We start from the raw sequence: 16734 nt of genomic DNA on the forward strand, positions 1-16734 counted from the left end.
TGTCTCCTTTACCATTCGTATTTTGTAAGCTTTCCCTCACGGGAAAGGTCGGGGTAGTCCCACTGTCTCAGCACCTCGTATACCGCTATTGCCACGGAATTTGAGAGATTGAGACTGCGCAGCTCATTGCGCATAGGTATCCTTACACAGCTCTCTGGATTGTCGTGGAGAAGCTCCTCGGGAAGTCCCTTGTCCTCCCGTCCGAAAACAAGGTATGAATTGTCGGGGTATTCCGCTTCACTGTGGACGTGAAGTCCCTTTGTAGTGAAGTAGAAGAAGTGACCGCCCTTGTTTTTCTCGAAGAAGTCCGCGAGGCTGTCGTAATAGGTGATGTCCAGCTTGTCCCAGTAGTCCAGACCTGCACGTTTCAGGTGCTTGTCGCTGACCTCGAAGCCCAGCGGACGGATGAGGTGGAGCCTTGCTCCCGTAACGGCGCAGGTTCGGGAGATATTTCCCGTATTCTGCGGTATCTGAGGTTCTACAAGGACGATATTGAGATTTTGCATAATTATCCTTCTATATAGTTTTATTTCAACTCCGTCGTGCGGAGAAAAAAGCCTGTTTATTTGGCAAAAAGCGCCTTTATACAGCAGTTATTGGGTTCAAAGGTGATATTAAGAGCCTTTTTGATATCGCTGTCGGTCGTATCCTTCCAGTTGCCGTCGATCGAAACGAAGGACTGTCCGCTTTCGGAAACGGTTTTGTAATCTACCCAATCGTAGTCGATATCCTCGCCTTCAACGGGAGCTCCCTTTTCATATGAGATGACAACGGCAAAGTCCGTAACATCAACGGGCTCATCAAGTTCTATGGTATGAAAGCCGTGATAATCGAGGACAGCGTCCTGTGTATACAGGATATCCTTGAAGTCGGCGCTGTATACCTGTATCTTGATATTCTGCTCGTCAAAGTCATTATATGTTCCCACAGCGGCAAGCTTGCCCGACTTATGGAAAACATTTGCGGTATTTGTCCATTCGCCTGTTTTTATGTACTTATCCTCTTCGTTGCCTGCGTCATAGCTGAGGATATCGCCGTATTTATCGGTTACGGAGTGGCTTATGCCGTACTCTAAAGGCGCACAATAGGATACATAAAAAAATCCTGCCGAGCCCAGAGAGCTGTTATAGCAAATCCACGCACCGTCCTCGGAAGCAGGCTCTTTGAAGTAATCCTTCGGGAAGTGGTCGTCATAGCCGATTATGGTAATATCATGGTCGAATTCTTTTTTTGAATAATTAAGGGTATAATACTGTCCGAACCAGCCTTTATATTTTTCATCGGTATCGTTTACTCCGATAGCGACTCCGCCACGATTTTTCACAGCTTTTTTTATTGCTTCACGGTCTTTCACATCTAATATTACCGAGCTGTCGATAACATAGTCGCCGAATCCGTTAGTCAGAGTTTCTGTCAACATCCACTGCCAGCCACCGAGCTCTTTAGGATCAAAGCTTTCTTTCGGGAAAAAACCTTCATTCTTTTCATTTATATAGGTGATGTCGAGCAGTTCGAGCTGGTCTATCGAGGGATAGCTGCCGTACTTTTTAGCATAGGCTGTTCCCATTCCTGCCACACCTGCATAAATCCAGCAGGTGCCTCCCTTCTGCGTTTCCATTTTAAAATCGGATATTTCGTCCGCAATATTATAGTATCCGTCCTCACCGTGAACGTAGTCGTAGACCTTCTTCTCCTTTGTGGTTGTTTCAGCGGTGGTTTCAGCAGCAGTTGTTGTTTCGGTGAACTTATCGGAAGATGTGTTATTATCCGAACAGCTGCAAACTGAAAGTATATTTGCCAGTAAAAGTGATATTATAAGAAGTTTTTTCATCGTTATTTTCCTTTCGTGATATCGGAATACTTCAGCGCTTTTTTCAGATAATATTACTGTCCGCCTTCGCGGATAATAAACTACGGAGTATTGTGTTATGAACTTGATATCACTTGCAAAGGGTGCGGCTGCGGGAGCTGTAGTAGGCTTTGCCTGCTATGCGCTGTCCAACGCCCGTCCCATGAAGAAAATGAGCATAAAGCGCGACGCAGGGAAAACTCTCAAAGCCGCAGGAAATCTGCTTGACGATATAAAGTCTGTGCTTATGTAGGCTCGCCCGAGTTGCGTCTGTAGCCTAAATAGCTCTCGAGGATAAGCACTGCCGCCACTGCGTCGACTACAGCCTTGCGTTTTTTTCCGCGTGTGTTGGTGACGTTCAGCGCATTATGGGCTGAAACTGTGGTGCAGCGCTCGTCCCAGAGCTTAACGGCAACGCCTGTGAGCTTTTCCAGCTCCTCGGCGAAGAGCTTGCATTTTTCGGCTCTTTCACCGACAGTTCCGTTCATATTCATGGGATAGCCCACCACTATCTGCTCGGCACGCTGTTCTTTTGCAAGAGCAGCGGTCTTTTCTATACATTTTGTGAAGTCCTTTTCGGCGATGACCGTCACGGGAGAAGCTATCATCTCGCTTTTTCCGCATACTGCGATACCCGTTCTTGCGTCGCCGAAGTCAACTGACATTATAATCATTTTTACCTCCGGTAAATTATGAAGCAAATAGCCGTTTGTAGGGGGCGATGCCTACATCGCCCCGTGCCTTTTTTTGATATTTGAGCGGGCTGATGTGGGCATCAGCCCCTACAAGCTAAGGGCTAACGGCTCAAGCCCACGGCTTTACCGTGCCGATGATATCATTGACCGAAGCAATGCCCTTGCTGTCAAGCCAGTCGTTCATTTCCTCGACTATGCGTACAGGCGCATAGGGATCGGTGAATATAGCCGCGCCCACCTGTACTGCGGAGGCTCCTGCCATCATAAGCTCGATAGCGTCACGTCCCGAGGACACGCCGCCCATGCCGATAACAGGGATATTTACTGCGTTTGCCACCTGCCATACCATGCGTACAGCAATAGGGAATACCGCAGGACCGCTCATTCCGCCGACGTTGTTGCGGAGAATAGGTCTGCCTGTATTTATGTCTATCCTCATGCCGAGGAGAGTATTTATCAGCGATACTGCGTCAGCACCTGCGGCTTCAACAGATTTAGCGATGTCAGCAATGCTTGTAACATTTGGCGAGAGCTTTACCACAAGGGGCTTCTTTGTAGCTGCGCGGACCTTTCTTGTGACCTCAGCCGCCATTTCGCAGCTCGTACCGAATGCCGCACCGCCCTGCTTAACGTTAGGGCAGGAGATATTCAGCTCTATCATGTGCACGTCAGTATCTTCCAGCTTTGCGGCTACCTCTGCGCACTCGTCGGGAGTCGAGCCTGCGATATTTGCAAGGACTACAAGATCCTTTGTGAGCAGATAGGGCAGCTCGGTGTTGATGAAATGGTCGATACCGGGGTTCTGGAGACCTACGGAATTGAGCATACCCGAGGGAGTTTCAGCTATTCTCGGAGCCAGATTTCCCGTGCGAAGATGCAGTGTTGTGCCCTTTGTAGCGATTCCGCCCAGCTTGTCAAGAGGGAAGAGCTCCTCGTATTCGCGTCCGTAGCCGAATACTCCCGAAGCAGGGATAATAGGGTTTTTGAAGTCCACGCCGCAGACTTTTACAGAAAGATCAGCCATTACCAGAGCACCTCCTCAGCATTGAATACAGGACCATCCTTGCAGACGTGAGCGAAATATTCCTTGTCATTGCGCTTTGTCTTGCAGGCACAGCCCAGACAGGCTCCGATACCGCAAGCCATGCGCTCTTCGAGAGATATCTCGCAGAATATACCGTTTTCCTTACATATAGCGGAAATGCCTTTCAGCATTGGCATAGGTCCGCAGGCGTATACCGCGTCGATACCGCCTTTTTCGGCAAGCTCCTTGAATGGCTGTGTTACGAAGCCGTGAATACCAGCGGAGCCGTCGTCGGTGCAGAGAATAGTCTCAGCGCCTGTTTTGCGGAAATCCTCCTGAAGAATAACTGCGGAAGCGTTCCTGAATCCGCTTATAGCCACAGCCTTTTCGCCGTAAGCTTTGGCAAGGGGCAGCATTGGCGGAGTTCCGATACCGCCGCCGATGAGAACTACCTTTTTGAAGCTGTTATCCACTGTGAAGCCGTGTCCCAGAGGAGCCAGCATATCAATGAGGTCTCCCTGATTGAGCTTGGCTATCTCGGCAGTGCCCTCGCCGCGTATCTCGAAAACGATACGGAGAATGCCCTTTTCCTTGTCGATGCCGCAGATAGAGATAGGTCTGCGGAGAGTATAGCCCTTTGCCCTGATATGTACGAACTGTCCGGGAGCTGCAGCTGCCGCCACCTCGGGACAGGCAATGGTGAAGCTGTATATCTCACGGGCAATAGCGGATTTTTCTTTTATAATGTATTGTCCCTGCGTGTACTTCATATTCTTCTCCTTTTTAGTGGTTTTGTAGGGGGCGCCGCCCTCGGCGTCCCGCTGTAGGGGCGGATATTATCCGCCCGTTAAGGGAACGCCCTCTCTTGCAGGGCGACACTAATCGTGTCCGGCACCCTCTGTCAGCTTTGCTGACATCTCCCCATTTTATGGGGAGTCACTCCGCCAAAGGAACACAGTCCCTTTGGAATCCCTTTCATAGTTTCAGCGAGTTTTACGCTAACTATGATTTATATCATTATACCACATTGTCTGCAAATTATCAAGCTGTTGCCTGCAAAATTAAAAATGCGAGAAAAACTGTGAAAAAGTTTGAAAATCAATGAAATACTATGATAATTTCAAAAAAATATCAGAAATCCCGTAAAAACGTCCGCAGATTATACTTGCAGTTCAAATGAACCTGTGATATAATCATATCATCACAGGAAAGGAGATAACGACTATGAACAGGCTTATCCCGGGTACTACAATGAAGTTTTCAGAGCAGGCAAGAGAATCTGCTTTTTCACTTATATCACCCGTTCTTGAAGCTACAGGCGGTCTTACGCTTTCACAGCTCTCTAAGCTGACAGGTCTGGAGGGTACTACCATTCAGAACTGGATAAAGCGCGGCTGGGTATCGGCTACAAAGGGCAAGAAATACTCCGAAAAACAGATACTCCGCATACTGCTTATCAATATGCTCCGCAAGGCTATGAAGCTGGAGGATATTGCAAATCTTATGCGCTACATAAACGGCGATGTTGAGGACACCTCAGACGATATCATTGAGGATATTCTCCTTTACGATATCCTTTGCAGGATAATCTTTACCGCCGAGGACGAGGGAGCCTTTGATACAGACCATATCAAGTCCCTTGTAGCCCGTGAGGTAGCGGATAACACAAAGGAGATAGCGGACGATGAAAAGCTCAAAAAGGCTATGTACGTCATGGTAATGGGCTACAGGAGCGGCTGTCTCAGGACAGAAATGGAAAAGGGATTGGAAGTCATTCTTGACGAAATGTAAGGTTTAGGGGTAAACATTACGGATATACGATATACGGGAGGTTTTGGAAATGAATGTTGTAACTGCATTATTTATGAGCAAGAAGAAGATAATCAAGCTTTTCGAGATTTCAAAGGCGTTTTCGGCAGACAGTGCCAAAACTCTGCATGAAATGGGTATCTACAATCCCGAAGCGACCTTTGAGATGCTTTATGACAATGTAATCTCGGCAACAGAGGACGGAAAATATTATCTCAACAGGAATTAAATTACAGGCAAACGACTGAAAAAGGAGAATCATTATGGGTGTTAATGTTAGAGAGATCAATGGAAACAATATGCCAAAGAAGCCAAGCTTCAAGGGCGTAAAATGGATAGTTATCGGAGCTGCTGCCATATTCGTTGCAGTAAACTCCTTCACTATAGTTCCCGCAGGTAACACGGGCGTTGTTCTCACACTTGGCGAGGTATCGGCAAATCCGCTGTCGGAGGGCTTCCACATGAAGGCTCCCTTTGTTCAGACAGTCGAGAATATGTCAAACAAGATACAGGTCTATGAGACACCTGCTTCGGCAGTATCCAAGGACCTCCAGACCGTAAGCAGCAGTATCGCTGTAAACTACAGACTGGTTTCGGACAAGTCGCCTGATATGTACAAGAATGTTGGCGTTGATTATCAGACCATACTCATCACCCCTGTAGTTCAGGAGTGCATGAAGTCTGCAACTGCCAAATACAACGCAGAACAGCTCATCACAGACCGTGAGTCTGTAAGCAATGAGGTCAAGACAGCTCTTGACAGCAAGCTGAATGCCTATGGTATCTATATAGAAAAGTTCAATATCGTGAATTTTGACTTCTCCGCTGAGTTCAACACAGCTATCGAAGCTAAGCAGGTAGCAGAGCAGAATCTGCTCAAGACCAAGACAGAGCAGGAGCAGGCTAAGGTAATCGCTAACACCGAGGCTGAAAAGAAGGTAATTGCCGCAAAGGCTGAGGCAGAGGCTATACTCAAGCAGGCACAGGCTCAGGCAGACGCTAACAAGCTCCTTGAGGAGTCGCTTTCCAACAAGGTCATCGCTTACGAGCAGATCCAGAAGTGGGACGGCGTAATGCCTAAGGTAACAGGTAAGGACGGCGGACTGCTCATAGATGTTAATATTGACGACAAAGCCGCACCAAGCGGACAGAATAACTGATCGAAATTATCTTACGGGGGGACAAATAAGCTGCTCTCGGAGCGGCAATAAATAGCTTCTTTCTCTCACAAGGGGTGGAGAAAGGAACTCATCTGACCAAGATAGGGATAGGAGCTCGGTCAATAAAGGAGCTCCAAACAAAAAAGTGCGGAGTCGGGGGACTGCCGCACGTTGGGGTAAACATTATTTCATATTGCGGAGAAATTTCCGAAAGCTTATGTAGGGGTACATAAGCTTTTTCTTTTTGTGCATTGCACAAAAAGAAAAAGTTGAGAGTGCAGGAAAGGGATAGTTATTATTTCCTGAACTCATAAACGGGATTCCAAAGGCAGTGCCTATGGCAGGGGGGCAGAGCCCCGAAGTTACAAAGGCGCCCTGCAAGAGAGGGCGTCCATTAAATTATTGCGAGATCAGATACCAAGCAGTTTTTCTGCGTTTTTGTAGAAGATAAGCTCTTTTTCCTCGTTTGTGAGGGGCATACGCTCTATCATGGCTATCTCGTTGGCAGGTTCGTCCCACGGACAGTCGCTGCCGAAAAGCACGCGCTCAGCGCCCTGCTTCTTTAATATGCGCAGGAGCTGGCCGTCGTCGATATATCGTGCGATAACGCTTACGTCGAACCACAGGTTCTCAAATTTGCCTGCGGTGTATTTCTCAATATCGTCCCAGAGCTTCATTCCGCCGAGATGTGCGGCGACTATTTTAAGCTTAGGGAAAGTCTTTGCCACAGCCGCAAAGCTCTGAGGCGTGGCTTTTATCTCGTCTGCCGAGTACGGATCCCAGCCGCCGTGGAATACGGCGATAAGTTCGAGCTCGGCTATTTTTTCGTAAATAGGGAACATTCTCTCCTCGTCGGGGCAGAAATCCTGATATTCCGAGTGGAATTTGACTCCGCAGAGCCCGAGGGAGCGTATCCTTTCCAGTTCCTCTAAGGCGTTCTCGGCGGCAGGGTGGACTGTTCCGCAGCAGTAAAGTCCGCCGCCCATTACAGAGGCCGCCCAGTTGTTGATAGTTTCCTGCTGTGAGGGCTTTGTGGCAACGGGGAGCAGAAGTGCGCGGTCAATGCCGTTTTTTTCAAGCTTGCGGCGAAGTCCGCTTACGGTGCCGTCTGTGGCAGGCTGTATACCGCTGGTAAGGGAAAGCCCCTCAACAGCCCGATTTGCAAGGGTATCAGTAAAAGCATGGGTATGGAAATCAAAGTACCTCATTGTTCATCACTCCATTACGTGCTCCATTGCGTGATAAAAAATGGTCTTTACGTGGTCGTCGCAGATAGAGTAGAATATGGTCTTGCCGTCCCGTCGGGAGCTCACAAGACGAGCCTGCTTCAGCACTCTCAGCTGATGTGATATGGCGGACTGAGTCATGTTTAACAGACGCGCTATATCACAGACGCACATCTCGCTCTGGCAGAGCACGAAAATTATCCTTACCCTTGTGGCGTCGCCTAATACCTTGAGAAGCTCCGCAGCCTCAAAGAGCAGGGCTTCGTCGGGCATGACCTTTGCGACCTTTTCAACAATATCCTTATGCACTCCGTGAGTGCCGCAAATGTGTTCGTCCATGGGAGTCTCCTTATCTCAGAATCATGAATACTGCGGCAGCCGTGGCAATAGTCAGCAGAAAGCCGATAGTGCAGGTAGCGCAGGCGAATTTATCGTAAACGAATTTCTTGTTTTTTGCCAGAAAAACCGTGGAGTCCTTATCACTGCGGTATAGCTTGCTGCGAAAGAAGCCCTCTTCGGGGAAAACGTTGGGGTATTCGGTGCCGTCGATAGTGTAGTAGGCTACTTTGAAGCTGCTTCGGGGGCTTTTGTCAATGCGCGAGAACACAGCTTTGTGCTTTTTTGTGAAGAACAGCCGCACAAAAAAGAAGCACAGCAGCGCCAGCGAGACGACGTAGATTAGTCCGAGGAGCGCCGCTCCCGCCGCAAGGAGATATATAGTTTTTATGCCGAGAATAAGGCAAAGAACCACTATTATCGCGATAACGAGAATAAACTCCATAAAACGTCCCCCTTTTCCGCTGTTTATATAAACATTATACCATATTTCAAAAAAAATAGCAATAAGGGGAGATATGCCTATTCAAAATACTCATATATTATTCCTTTTATCTCATTTTCGTGGGAGCTGAACAAATCAAGCTGCGCAAGAAGCTCCTCTGCACGGGCAAGGCAGTCGGCGGAGCTTTTACCGCGGAAGTATTTGTTCTCGCGCTTCGAGTCGGCGAGATAACGCACTGCAAGCTCGCCTGTGAGCCATAAAACGCCGTAATACAGGGAGCTTATCTCCTGTGGGCTCAGAATGCCGCCAAGTTCCTGTGAAAATCCCTTTGTCATGCCACGGACTGAGCTGATATCGAAGCCTTTGCTGCGGCATACCGAGCGAACGAGGTCGCCGTAGTCTATGGCGGCATAGCCGTACATGACGGTATCAAGGTCGATGATAGTGGGAGCTTCGCCGATTATGATGTTGTCAGGCTTTGCGTCGCCGTGAATGACGCGCTTTTTCAGCGAGTCTGTGAACACCTGTCCAAGCTTGCCGCGGAGACTGTCCAGTTTCCGCATTATTTCGGGCTCTGCGCCGCCCAGTGCGGAAAGCTCCGAGAAGTACCTGCCGAAATCGTGAAAGCCTGCAATTGCAGGCGTTTCATTCAGCTCAGTTCCGTCCATGATACGAATGAATTCTCCGAAGTGCCGTCCCGCTGCCGCGGCATCAGCCGCGGCGTCTGCGGTCGCCGTGATGTAGCTGTAGATACGCCATAATTCACCGTCGGCGACCGCATAGTTTTTATCGCCTGCGGCGATAAAATGCGGGACGGTAATATCCGAAACTCCTGCAAAAGCCGCTTCAATGCGGCTGATGTTGTCCATAACTGCTTCGGGAGCATGAAAAACGGAGCTGTTCAGAGATTGGAGCACATATTTTTGGTCGCCGCAGACCGCGAGAAAGGTTCGGTTTATGTGTCCTGCGTTTAGCTCAGAGAGCTTTTCAGCTTCGGGAAGTCCGAAAAGCTGAGGAATTTTGCAGATATCCATAGTATCACCGCTCTTTCGCTGCGTAATTAAGAATTATGCATTAATAAAAAGGGCGGTTTTCCCGCCCTTAAAGTCAAAGATATTTGTTTGGGACATTATATCCGAGGTCAGCGAGCTGCTGTGCATAGGCTCTGTCCATAAGCCTCTGCTCGGATTCTGCCTTTTTCCTGTCAAGGCTTTTCTGCTTTGCGCCTGATTTTACGCGGATAGCGTCAAATATACCGTAGCCTATCACCAGCAGGCTCAAAACTGCCACGAATGCCAGCTTTTTGTAGTAATAGCCTTTGAAATGATAGGTAAGGAATGTGATACCGCCCGAAACAACAAGGATAAACAAGCCCATTAGCGCTATTTTTATGCCTGTTGAAGCTTTAAGGTCGCCTGCCCACGGTTCTTCTATGGCAAGCTCTCTGTAGCGGCTGTCAAGATAGGGCTGACCGCAGCACTTGCAGGTGCGTATGGGAGAACCGTAATCTGTTGACGAAGCATTATAATTGCTTATTGGTTTTCCGCAGCTGGGACATTTTCCGCCGTTTGAATTGATATCCGTCATAAACTCTCACCTCAGTTTTATATTTTTCCGCATTATCTGCGGCGTTATACAGTTTAGTTTTTAAGGCTCTGCATAGGTGCGGGGATACGTCCGCCGCGGTTGATGAACTTTGCAGGGGACTTTTCTCTGATAGGCATAACAGGACCGCTGCCCAGAAGTCCGCCGAATTCGAGGGTGTCGCCCTCCTTCTTGCCGATAGCAGGGATAAGACGTACAGCTGTAGTCTTGGAGTTGACCATACCGATAGCAGCTTCGTCTGCTATGATAGCTGATATGGTCTCGGGAGCTATCTCGCCGGGAACTACTATCATATCAAGACCAACTGAGCATACAGCAGTCATGGCTTCAAGCTTTTCAAGGCTGAGAACGCCTGCAACTGCGGCGTCTATCATGCCTGCGTCTTCGGATACGGGGATAAACGCGCCCGAAAGTCCGCCGACTGTTGACGAAGCCATTACGCCGCCCTTCTTGACAGCGTCATTGAGCATTGCCAGACAAGCGGTAGTTCCGTGAGTTCCGCACATCTCAAGTCCCATTTCCTCAAGGATATGGGCAACGCTGTCGCCAACGGCAGGAGTAGGAGCAAGTGAAAGGTCAACGATACCGAAAGGCACGCCGAGGAGCTCCGAAGCTCTTGCGCCGACGAGCTGTCCCATACGGGTTATCTTGAATGCGGTCTTCTTGATTATGTCTGCAATTTCATTTATTGAAGCGTCAGGGTATTTTGTAAGAGCTGCGCGTACAACTCCGGGGCCTGATACGCCTACGTGTATCTCGCAGTCAGGCTCGCCTACGCCGTGGAAAGCGCCTGCCATAAACGGGTTATCCTCAACGGCGTTGCAGAATACCACCAGCTTTGCAGGTCCAATACAGTCGCGGTCTGCTGTCTTTATGGCAGCCTCCTTGACTATCTGTCCCATGAGCTTTACAGCGTCCATGTTGATACCTGACTTTGTAGAGCCGATATTTACTGATGAGCAGATGTTCTGAGTAACGTCAAGAGCCTCGGGGATTGACTTGATGAGAGCCATATCTCCTGCGCTGAAGCCTTTATGTACCAGTGCAGAATATCCGCCGATGAAGTTTACACCGCAGGTATCGGCTGCTCTCTGGAGCGCCTTTGCGAACTTGACGGGATCACCGTCGGGGCAGGCTGCTGCAAGCATAGCAATTGGAGTTACCGATATACGCTTGTTTACTATCGGTATGCCGTACTCCTTTTCTATCTGCTGACCTACGGGAACAAGGTTTCCTGCCTTTGTGACTATCTTGTTGTAGACCTTTTCGCAGGCTTTGTCTATATCCGTGTCGATACAGTCAAGAAGCGAGATACCCATAGTGATAGTACGGATATCAAGGCACTCGTCCTGTATCATGCGGATAGTTTCAAGTATATTATATACGTTAAGCATTGAACGGACTTCCTTTCATCAGACGCTGTGCATTGAGTTGAAGATATCCTCGTGCATTGTGTGGATAGAGAGTCCGAGCTCAGTGCCGAGGGCTGTCATTCTGTCAACGAGCTCCGAGAAATCTCCCTTTATTGCTGAAATATCCACCAGCATTATCATAGCGAACATATCCTGAAGAACGCTCTGTGTTACCTCTATAACGTTTACGTTGTATTCAGCGCAGATACCGCTTACCTTGTGGAGAATTCCCACAGTATCCTTACCAATTACAGTTACAACTGCTCTCATAGTCAAAACCTCCGTTTTATTGTTATTCGGTCATTGCCGAATGATTGATATAATTATATCATAGATATATGGAAAAAGCAAGTGTCAATTAGTGAATAGTGGGGAGCTGTTAGTGATTAGTGAATAATGCTTAGTGTAGGGGCGGCGTTTCGCCGCCCGTGCCTAACGAAGCGGTTTTATTCAAGGCATTGTAGGGGCTGGCGTCCCCGACAGCCCGTTTGTTTTCGCGGCATAAAAATGATAATACGGGAATTTTTCTCCGCGAATCTTGATATTCAGAGGATTGTATGCTATAATATAAGAATATAACAAAAGGGGCTGAGACTATGAGACTTATGGACTGTCACACTCACACGCAGTTTTCCATGGATTCAGAGGCAGATATCGACCTCTGCGTCAAGCGAGCCGCGGAGCTTGGACTTGCGGCATACGCCATTTCCGACCACTGCGAATGCAACGGCTGGTACGAAAAGGAGCACTATCCCGAGGAGACATGGGAGCTTCTTGATTACTACAATTACAGGGCTGATTTTGAGAGTTCCGTATCGGCGGTAACTGCGCTGAAAGAGAAATGGGCAGGAAAGCTGAACCTTATCTGCGGCGTGGAGCTGGGACAGATACTCCACGATACCGACGCGGCTAAGACAGCGAACGCCGACAGCAGAGTGGATTTCATCATAGGCTCGGTACATCAGGTCATGGGCGAGAAGGATTTCTACTTCATCGAATACGATAAAATGACCATGGACGAGATATACGGTCTGCTGGAGCGCTATTTCAAGGAGGTATACGCCCTCAGCAAGACAGAGCTCTTCGACGTTGTTGGACATATCACCTACTGCCTGCGCTACATGAAGCAGAGACACGGCATAAACGCCGATATAAGCCGATATGACGACATTATCGCGGAGACCTTCCGCAATCTTGCTCAGAACGGCAAGGGCATAGAGATAAATACCTCGGGACTGAGACAGGGCTTCGGGGACTGCTTCCCGAATCTGAAATATGCAAAGCTTTTCCGCGATATGGGCGGCGAGATAATAAGTTTCGGCTCGGATTCCCACATAGTCGAGGACATCGGAGCCAATATAGCTGACGGCATGAGGATAGCCCGAGCGGCGGGCTTCACCCGCGGAGCTTATTTTAAGAAAAGAAAACCTTATTTCATAGATATTGAGTAACAGGAGGGGATAATATGCTGAAAAAGAAAGCTTTTGCCTTTATGGCGGCGCTTCTGATGACAGCGTCGGCGGCAGGCTGCGGAAAAAAAGAGCCTGCGGCTGAACATCAACCCGAGGTCACAACGGCGGAGGAGACTACCGAGCCCACAACTACGGCGGCAGGGGAGAAAAAGTCCGATAAGGACGGCAAGGGCATAGACCTTACTCTGGGTATGCTGAGCTATGTCAAAAAAAGCAAGAAGTCCTCGGCAAACGCCACTGCTTCTACGCTTTACAAGGCGATAAACACTGTTCTTGTTGATAAGGGGCAGAAGTTTGCGGATAATGTTATATACTCTCATACCGACGGCACCGACGAGCTTAACAAATATATGCACGATACCTATTATTCTCCCGAGGAGGATATAGAGTATATCATGTCTGCGGACGATGACGGTTATCCGCTGTGGCTCTTGTGCAGCAAAAACACCAAAAAGGACGATTATGTGGGAGTTTTCGGCGGTAACAGCCGAGCCGACGAGCTCAGGGAGATGAACTGGGCAGATGTCCTTAAAATATACGGCTATGAACAGGGAAAGTACTCCGATATCAGGCTTGAAAAGGACGAAGCTGCCTATAACACTCAGCCTGCCAAAAAGAGCATAAGCTTCGGCGACGGCAGGACCATAAACTATCAGGAGCTTGACGACCTCGACCTTATGGCACTGTCTATCGGCATGGAGTACGACTTCGGCACATCGCAGAAGCCCTTTTATCTGTACGGTGTTTTCGGCAAGGACGAGCCATTTACCGCTGATGTGCCCTGGGAAATGCCCGAGCATGGCGATGTGGAGTTCGTCATTGAAATGGAAGGAGTCCAGATAGGAAGGGTAATGTGCTGGGAGACAGGCACCGACAAGTCCCTTGTGGGCAGCTATAACCTCCACGGCGGGCGTTATTACCTGTCAGACAGCAGCTGGGATGAGATACTTGAATATTTCGGCTATACTCAGGGCGAATACGTTGAATACTAATATATAATGAAAGGAACTGATACTATGAAAGACATAATCAAAATATTACAGCAGAATGCCCGTATCTCAAATGCGGCACTGGGCGAAATGCTTGGCATTTCAGCGGAAGAAGCCGCCGCAAAGATAGAAAAGCTGGAAAAGGACGGCGTTATCAAGGGCTACAGCGTTATCGTTGACGACGACCTTTACGACAAGTCCACAGTTTACGCTACTATCGAGCTGAAGGTAACTCCACAGCGCGACTGCGGCTTTGACGATATCGCAAAAACTATCATGATGTACGATGAAGTAGAGAGCGTAAGCCTAATGTCCTCGGGCGCCTATGACCTTGCAGTTGAGGTAAAGGGAAACGACCTCAAGGACGTTGCGTTCTTTGTATCCGAGAGACTTGCTACAATTGACGGTATTCTTTCTACATCAACTCACTTTATTCTCAAGAAATACAAGGAAAAAGGCATTTTCATCGACGGTGAAGAGCCTGATGAAAGGGGACTCTGCTGAACGTGATAGATTATGATAAAGTCCTTTCGGACAAGATCAAAGGCATAAAGCCCTCGGGCATACGTAAATTCTTCGATATCGCAGGCACCATGGACGATGTTATCTCTCTGGGCGTAGGCGAGCCCGACTTCAATACTCCGTGGGCTATAAGAAAGGCTGCTATACAGGTACTGGAGCGCAAGCACATCATCTACGGACCAAACAAGGGACTTGCTCCCCTGAGAGAAGCTATCTCACAGACTATCGAGAAAAAGCACGGCGTAAAGTATTCTCCAGACAAGGAGATAATCGTTACAGTAGGCGGCTCTGAGGCTATAGACCTTGCCCTCAGAGGACTTCTTGACAACGGCGACGAAGTCCTCGTTGTCGAGCCCTGCTTCGTCTGTTATGCGCCCCTTGTGGAGCTGGCAGGGGGCGTGCCCATATCTGTGCAGACCAAGATAGAGAACAACTTCAAGCTCACTCTCGATGACTTCAAGGACAAGGTCACAGAGCGTACAAAGCTCCTGATACTGCCTTTCCCGAACAATCCGACGGGAGCTGTCATGACTAAGGAGGATCTGGAGCCTATCGCTGATTTCCTCCGCGATACCAATATAATGGTGCTTTCCGACGAGATATACTCGGAGCTCACCTACGGCAGAAAGCATTTCTCCATTATCGAGCTGGAGGGCATGAGAGAGCGTACTATCTACGTAAACGGCTTCTCAAAGGCTTACGCCATGACAGGCTGGAGACTGGGTTACGTTACCGCTCCCGAGCCCATAATCAGTCAGATATCCAAGATACATCAGTACGGTATCATGTGCAGTCCCTTTATCAGCCAGAATGCCGCTGTTGAGGCTCTTACCTCCTGCGACGCAGAGGTTGCCAAAATGGTGGACGAGTACAATATCCGCCGACGCTATCTGGTAGGCGAGTTCAACCGTTTGGGACTGACCTGCTTCAATCCTGAGGGCGCGTTCTATGTGTTCCCCTGTATTAAGAATACGGGACTTACCAGCGAGGAATTCTGCGAGAGACTGCTCTTTGAGGGCAAGGTAGCGGCTGTTCCGGGAAGTGCATTCGGAGACAGCGGCGAGGGCTATATGCGTATATCCTACGCTTATTCCCTTAAACACCTTATGGAGGCTATCTCCCGTATCGAGAAGTTCCTGAAAAAACTGGAGGCTGAGAAGAATGAGGGTAAAAACTGCGGCTAAGATAAACCTTGCACTGGACGTCACGGGGAAGCTGCCAAACGGCTACCATGACCTTGAAAGCGTTTTTCAGACCGTGGGACTTTACGACGAGGTTGAGGTGGAACTGATAAACAGCGGCATTGAGCTTAGCTGTGATGTTCCCGATGAGTTTGCAAGCTCCGATCCGATACCCTGTGATGAACGGAATATCGCCTATAAAGCCGCAAAGTTCTTCTTTGAGCAGAATGGCATGGACTGCGGCTGCCGTATACATATAAAAAAGGGTATCCCCTCGCAGGCAGGCATGGGCGGCGGCAGCACCGACGCTGCGGCTGTGCTGTACTGTCTCGGCAGAATGACAGGTAAGACTGTCAGCAATTCCGAAAAGCTGGGAGCTGACGTACCTTTCTTCCTTACGGGCGGAACTGCCTATGTGGAGGGCATCGGCGAGAAGATAACTCCCATTGCCGATTATTCGGGACGCATACTGGTCGTCGCCAAGGGAAAAGAGGGTGTTTCCACTGCGGAGGCTTACCGGAATATCGACAGCCTGACCGCTCCTGCTCACCCTGAGACTCACAAGCTGGTGAAAGCCATAAATTCGGCTCCCGATACGGCTTACAAGTACTTCGGCAATTTGTTTGAGCAGGCTGTGGAGCTTCCCGAGGTGGAGGACATCAAAAGCGATATGCTGAAATACCGTGCAAGCAGCGCTGTCATGACAGGCAGCGGCTCGGCGGTTTTCGGACTTTTTGAGGACGCTGCACAGGCTGCCGTGTGCGCTGAAAAGCTCAGGGAAAAGGACTATTTCGCCTGTGTTTGCGAGACTGTGGCGGATAGCTTTATTGCTATTGATTAAGCTGAGACGATTGAGTTTTGGCAGTAAACATTAAAATTGTCAAGCTTAATAAGCTATATGTTTAAACTATAAAAACGGACGGGTATTGCCCGTCCGTTTGGCTTATTTTCCCTTTGTATCGTTATATCACGGGTGGAAATATCTGCTCTGCACTATAAACTCTGAGAC

The 16734-nt window shown here is 48.9% G+C and carries 21 protein-coding genes; 9 read left to right on the plus strand and 12 right to left on the minus strand.

From position 1 onward, the window contains the following. Window positions 1-8 precede the first annotated feature (8 nt). Together trmL and BT105_RS11310 are read right to left on the minus strand one after the other, a co-directional pair. Window positions 9-506, minus strand: a complete 498-nt coding sequence (trmL, locus tag BT105_RS11305) for a tRNA (uridine(34)/cytosine(34)/5-carboxymethylaminomethyluridine(34)-2'-O)-methyltransferase TrmL (RefSeq protein ID WP_072300845.1) — start codon at window positions 504-506, stop codon at window positions 9-11. 56 nt (window positions 507-562) lie between these two features. Continuing rightward, window positions 563-1831, minus strand: a complete 1269-nt coding sequence (locus tag BT105_RS11310) for a lectin like domain-containing protein (RefSeq protein WP_072300846.1) — start codon at window positions 1829-1831, stop codon at window positions 563-565. A 97-nt stretch (window positions 1832-1928) separates the two neighbouring features. Between BT105_RS11310 and BT105_RS15070 the strand changes: the two genes are divergently transcribed. After that, entirely contained in the window at window positions 1929-2102 is a 174-nt protein-coding gene (locus BT105_RS15070; RefSeq protein ID WP_177243968.1) for a hypothetical protein, read from the plus strand. On the opposite strand, the gene ruvX is transcribed toward BT105_RS15070, so the two are convergent. The 3 genes from ruvX to BT105_RS11325 form a co-directional block, all read right to left on the minus strand. After that, window positions 2095-2523 carry a Holliday junction resolvase RuvX gene (gene ruvX / locus BT105_RS11315; RefSeq protein ID WP_028515323.1) on the minus strand — a complete coding sequence of 143 codons (429 nt, stop codon included), beginning with the start codon at window positions 2521-2523 and terminating at the stop codon, window positions 2095-2097. The genes BT105_RS15070 and ruvX overlap by 8 nt on opposite strands. Before the next feature lie 130 nt (window positions 2524-2653). Further along, window positions 2654-3568: a dihydroorotate dehydrogenase gene (locus BT105_RS11320; protein WP_072300847.1), complete on the minus strand. Its 915-nt coding sequence runs from the start codon at window positions 3566-3568 to the stop codon at window positions 2654-2656. Then, window positions 3568-4338, minus strand: a complete 771-nt coding sequence (locus BT105_RS11325) for a dihydroorotate dehydrogenase electron transfer subunit (RefSeq protein ID WP_072300848.1) — start codon at window positions 4336-4338, stop codon at window positions 3568-3570. Before BT105_RS11325 ends, BT105_RS11320 begins: the two co-directional genes overlap by 1 nt. Window positions 4339-4792: 454 nt before the next feature. On the opposite strand from BT105_RS11325, the gene BT105_RS11330 reads away from it, so the two are divergent. The 3 genes from BT105_RS11330 to BT105_RS11340 are packed head-to-tail and all read left to right on the plus strand — an operon-like array spanning window position 4793 to window position 6537. Further along, window positions 4793-5359, plus strand: coding sequence for a DUF1836 domain-containing protein (locus tag BT105_RS11330; RefSeq protein ID WP_028515326.1), 567 nt, complete (start codon window positions 4793-4795; stop codon window positions 5357-5359). 49 nt (window positions 5360-5408) lie between these two features. Continuing rightward, complete coding sequence (locus BT105_RS11335) at window positions 5409-5606, plus strand: hypothetical protein (RefSeq protein WP_072300849.1); 198 nt, start codon at window positions 5409-5411, stop codon at window positions 5604-5606. Between the two features lie 34 nt (window positions 5607-5640). After that, on the plus strand, window positions 5641-6537 hold the full coding sequence (locus tag BT105_RS11340; RefSeq protein ID WP_081367876.1) for a prohibitin family protein: 897 nt from the start codon (window positions 5641-5643) through the stop codon (window positions 6535-6537). Between the two features lie 410 nt (window positions 6538-6947). Here BT105_RS11340 and BT105_RS11345 read toward each other — a convergent pair whose 3' ends face one another. The 7 genes from BT105_RS11345 to BT105_RS11375 all read right to left on the minus strand — a co-directional run bounded on the left by BT105_RS11345 (window position 6948) and on the right by BT105_RS11375 (window position 11831). After that, entirely contained in the window at window positions 6948-7745 is a 798-nt protein-coding gene (locus BT105_RS11345) for an amidohydrolase family protein (protein WP_072300850.1), read from the minus strand. 6 nt (window positions 7746-7751) lie between these two features. Then, complete coding sequence (locus tag BT105_RS11350; protein ID WP_028515330.1) at window positions 7752-8102, minus strand: ArsR/SmtB family transcription factor; 351 nt, start codon at window positions 8100-8102, stop codon at window positions 7752-7754. Between the two features lie 10 nt (window positions 8103-8112). Continuing rightward, complete coding sequence (locus BT105_RS11355; RefSeq protein WP_072300851.1) at window positions 8113-8544, minus strand: hypothetical protein; 432 nt, start codon at window positions 8542-8544, stop codon at window positions 8113-8115. A gap of 77 nt (window positions 8545-8621) precedes the next feature. Further along, window positions 8622-9578: a phosphotransferase enzyme family protein gene (locus BT105_RS11360; protein ID WP_072300852.1), complete on the minus strand. Its 957-nt coding sequence runs from the start codon at window positions 9576-9578 to the stop codon at window positions 8622-8624. 73 nt (window positions 9579-9651) lie between these two features. Beyond that, window positions 9652-10131 (minus strand): hypothetical protein, encoded by a 480-nt coding sequence (locus tag BT105_RS11365; protein WP_072300853.1) that lies wholly within the window; start codon window positions 10129-10131, stop codon window positions 9652-9654. 53 nt (window positions 10132-10184) lie between these two features. After that, window positions 10185-11543 carry a PFL family protein gene (locus tag BT105_RS11370; RefSeq protein ID WP_072300854.1) on the minus strand — a complete coding sequence of 453 codons (1359 nt, stop codon included), beginning with the start codon at window positions 11541-11543 and terminating at the stop codon, window positions 10185-10187. An 18-nt stretch (window positions 11544-11561) separates the two neighbouring features. Next, on the minus strand, window positions 11562-11831 hold the full coding sequence (locus BT105_RS11375) for an ACT domain-containing protein (protein WP_028515335.1): 270 nt from the start codon (window positions 11829-11831) through the stop codon (window positions 11562-11564). Between the two features lie 326 nt (window positions 11832-12157). Between BT105_RS11375 and BT105_RS11380 the strand changes: the two genes are divergently transcribed. From BT105_RS11380 to ispE, 5 genes are read left to right on the plus strand one after another with little or no spacing between them, the layout of a single operon-like run. After that, entirely contained in the window at window positions 12158-13012 is an 855-nt protein-coding gene (locus BT105_RS11380) for a histidinol-phosphatase HisJ family protein (protein ID WP_072300855.1), read from the plus strand. A 14-nt stretch (window positions 13013-13026) separates the two neighbouring features. Next, entirely contained in the window at window positions 13027-14025 is a 999-nt protein-coding gene (locus BT105_RS11385) for a hypothetical protein (RefSeq protein WP_072300856.1), read from the plus strand. A gap of 24 nt (window positions 14026-14049) precedes the next feature. Further along, window positions 14050-14526, plus strand: coding sequence for an Lrp/AsnC family transcriptional regulator (locus BT105_RS11390; protein WP_072300857.1), 477 nt, complete (start codon window positions 14050-14052; stop codon window positions 14524-14526). Window positions 14527-14528: 2 nt separating this feature from the next. Further along, window positions 14529-15728 carry an aminotransferase class I/II-fold pyridoxal phosphate-dependent enzyme gene (locus BT105_RS11395; protein ID WP_177243969.1) on the plus strand — a complete coding sequence of 400 codons (1200 nt, stop codon included), beginning with the start codon at window positions 14529-14531 and terminating at the stop codon, window positions 15726-15728. Further along, window positions 15706-16566, plus strand: coding sequence for a 4-(cytidine 5'-diphospho)-2-C-methyl-D-erythritol kinase (ispE, locus tag BT105_RS11400; RefSeq protein WP_072300858.1), 861 nt, complete (start codon window positions 15706-15708; stop codon window positions 16564-16566). The genes BT105_RS11395 and ispE overlap by 23 nt, the downstream gene beginning before the upstream one ends. The last annotated feature ends 168 nt before the right edge of the window (window positions 16567-16734 follow it).

Origin of the sequence: Ruminococcus flavefaciens (assembly GCF_900119075.1) — a bacterium.
Lineage (GTDB): Bacteria > Bacillota > Clostridia > Oscillospirales > Ruminococcaceae > Ruminococcus > Ruminococcus flavefaciens_Q.

Coding starts and splice junctions, on each gene's coding strand:
- BT105_RS11325 (WP_072300848.1), bottom strand. CDS start 4,338: ATGAAGTACACGCAGGGACAATACATTATAAAAGAAAAATCCGCTATT.
- BT105_RS11350 (WP_028515330.1), bottom strand. CDS start 8,102: ATGGACGAACACATTTGCGGCACTCACGGAGTGCATAAGGATATTGTT.
- BT105_RS11365 (WP_072300853.1), bottom strand. CDS start 10,131: ATGACGGATATCAATTCAAACGGCGGAAAATGTCCCAGCTGCGGAAAA.
- BT105_RS11370 (WP_072300854.1), bottom strand. CDS start 11,543: ATGCTTAACGTATATAATATACTTGAAACTATCCGCATGATACAGGAC.
- BT105_RS11340 (WP_081367876.1), top strand. CDS start 5,641: ATGGGTGTTAATGTTAGAGAGATCAATGGAAACAATATGCCAAAGAAG.
- BT105_RS11310 (WP_072300846.1), bottom strand. CDS start 1,831: ATGAAAAAACTTCTTATAATATCACTTTTACTGGCAAATATACTTTCA.
- ispE (WP_072300858.1), top strand. CDS start 15,706: ATGAGGGTAAAAACTGCGGCTAAGATAAACCTTGCACTGGACGTCACG.
- BT105_RS11345 (WP_072300850.1), bottom strand. CDS start 7,745: ATGAGGTACTTTGATTTCCATACCCATGCTTTTACTGATACCCTTGCA.
- BT105_RS11330 (WP_028515326.1), top strand. CDS start 4,793: ATGAACAGGCTTATCCCGGGTACTACAATGAAGTTTTCAGAGCAGGCA.
- trmL (WP_072300845.1), bottom strand. CDS start 506: ATGCAAAATCTCAATATCGTCCTTGTAGAACCTCAGATACCGCAGAAT.
- BT105_RS11335 (WP_072300849.1), top strand. CDS start 5,409: ATGAATGTTGTAACTGCATTATTTATGAGCAAGAAGAAGATAATCAAG.
- BT105_RS15070 (WP_177243968.1), top strand. CDS start 1,929: ATGAACTTGATATCACTTGCAAAGGGTGCGGCTGCGGGAGCTGTAGTA.
- BT105_RS11380 (WP_072300855.1), top strand. CDS start 12,158: ATGAGACTTATGGACTGTCACACTCACACGCAGTTTTCCATGGATTCA.
- BT105_RS11320 (WP_072300847.1), bottom strand. CDS start 3,568: ATGGCTGATCTTTCTGTAAAAGTCTGCGGCGTGGACTTCAAAAACCCT.
- BT105_RS11360 (WP_072300852.1), bottom strand. CDS start 9,578: ATGGATATCTGCAAAATTCCTCAGCTTTTCGGACTTCCCGAAGCTGAA.
- BT105_RS11385 (WP_072300856.1), top strand. CDS start 13,027: ATGCTGAAAAAGAAAGCTTTTGCCTTTATGGCGGCGCTTCTGATGACA.
- BT105_RS11375 (WP_028515335.1), bottom strand. CDS start 11,831: ATGAGAGCAGTTGTAACTGTAATTGGTAAGGATACTGTGGGAATTCTC.
- ruvX (WP_028515323.1), bottom strand. CDS start 2,523: ATGATTATAATGTCAGTTGACTTCGGCGACGCAAGAACGGGTATCGCA.
- BT105_RS11355 (WP_072300851.1), bottom strand. CDS start 8,544: ATGGAGTTTATTCTCGTTATCGCGATAATAGTGGTTCTTTGCCTTATT.
- BT105_RS11390 (WP_072300857.1), top strand. CDS start 14,050: ATGAAAGACATAATCAAAATATTACAGCAGAATGCCCGTATCTCAAAT.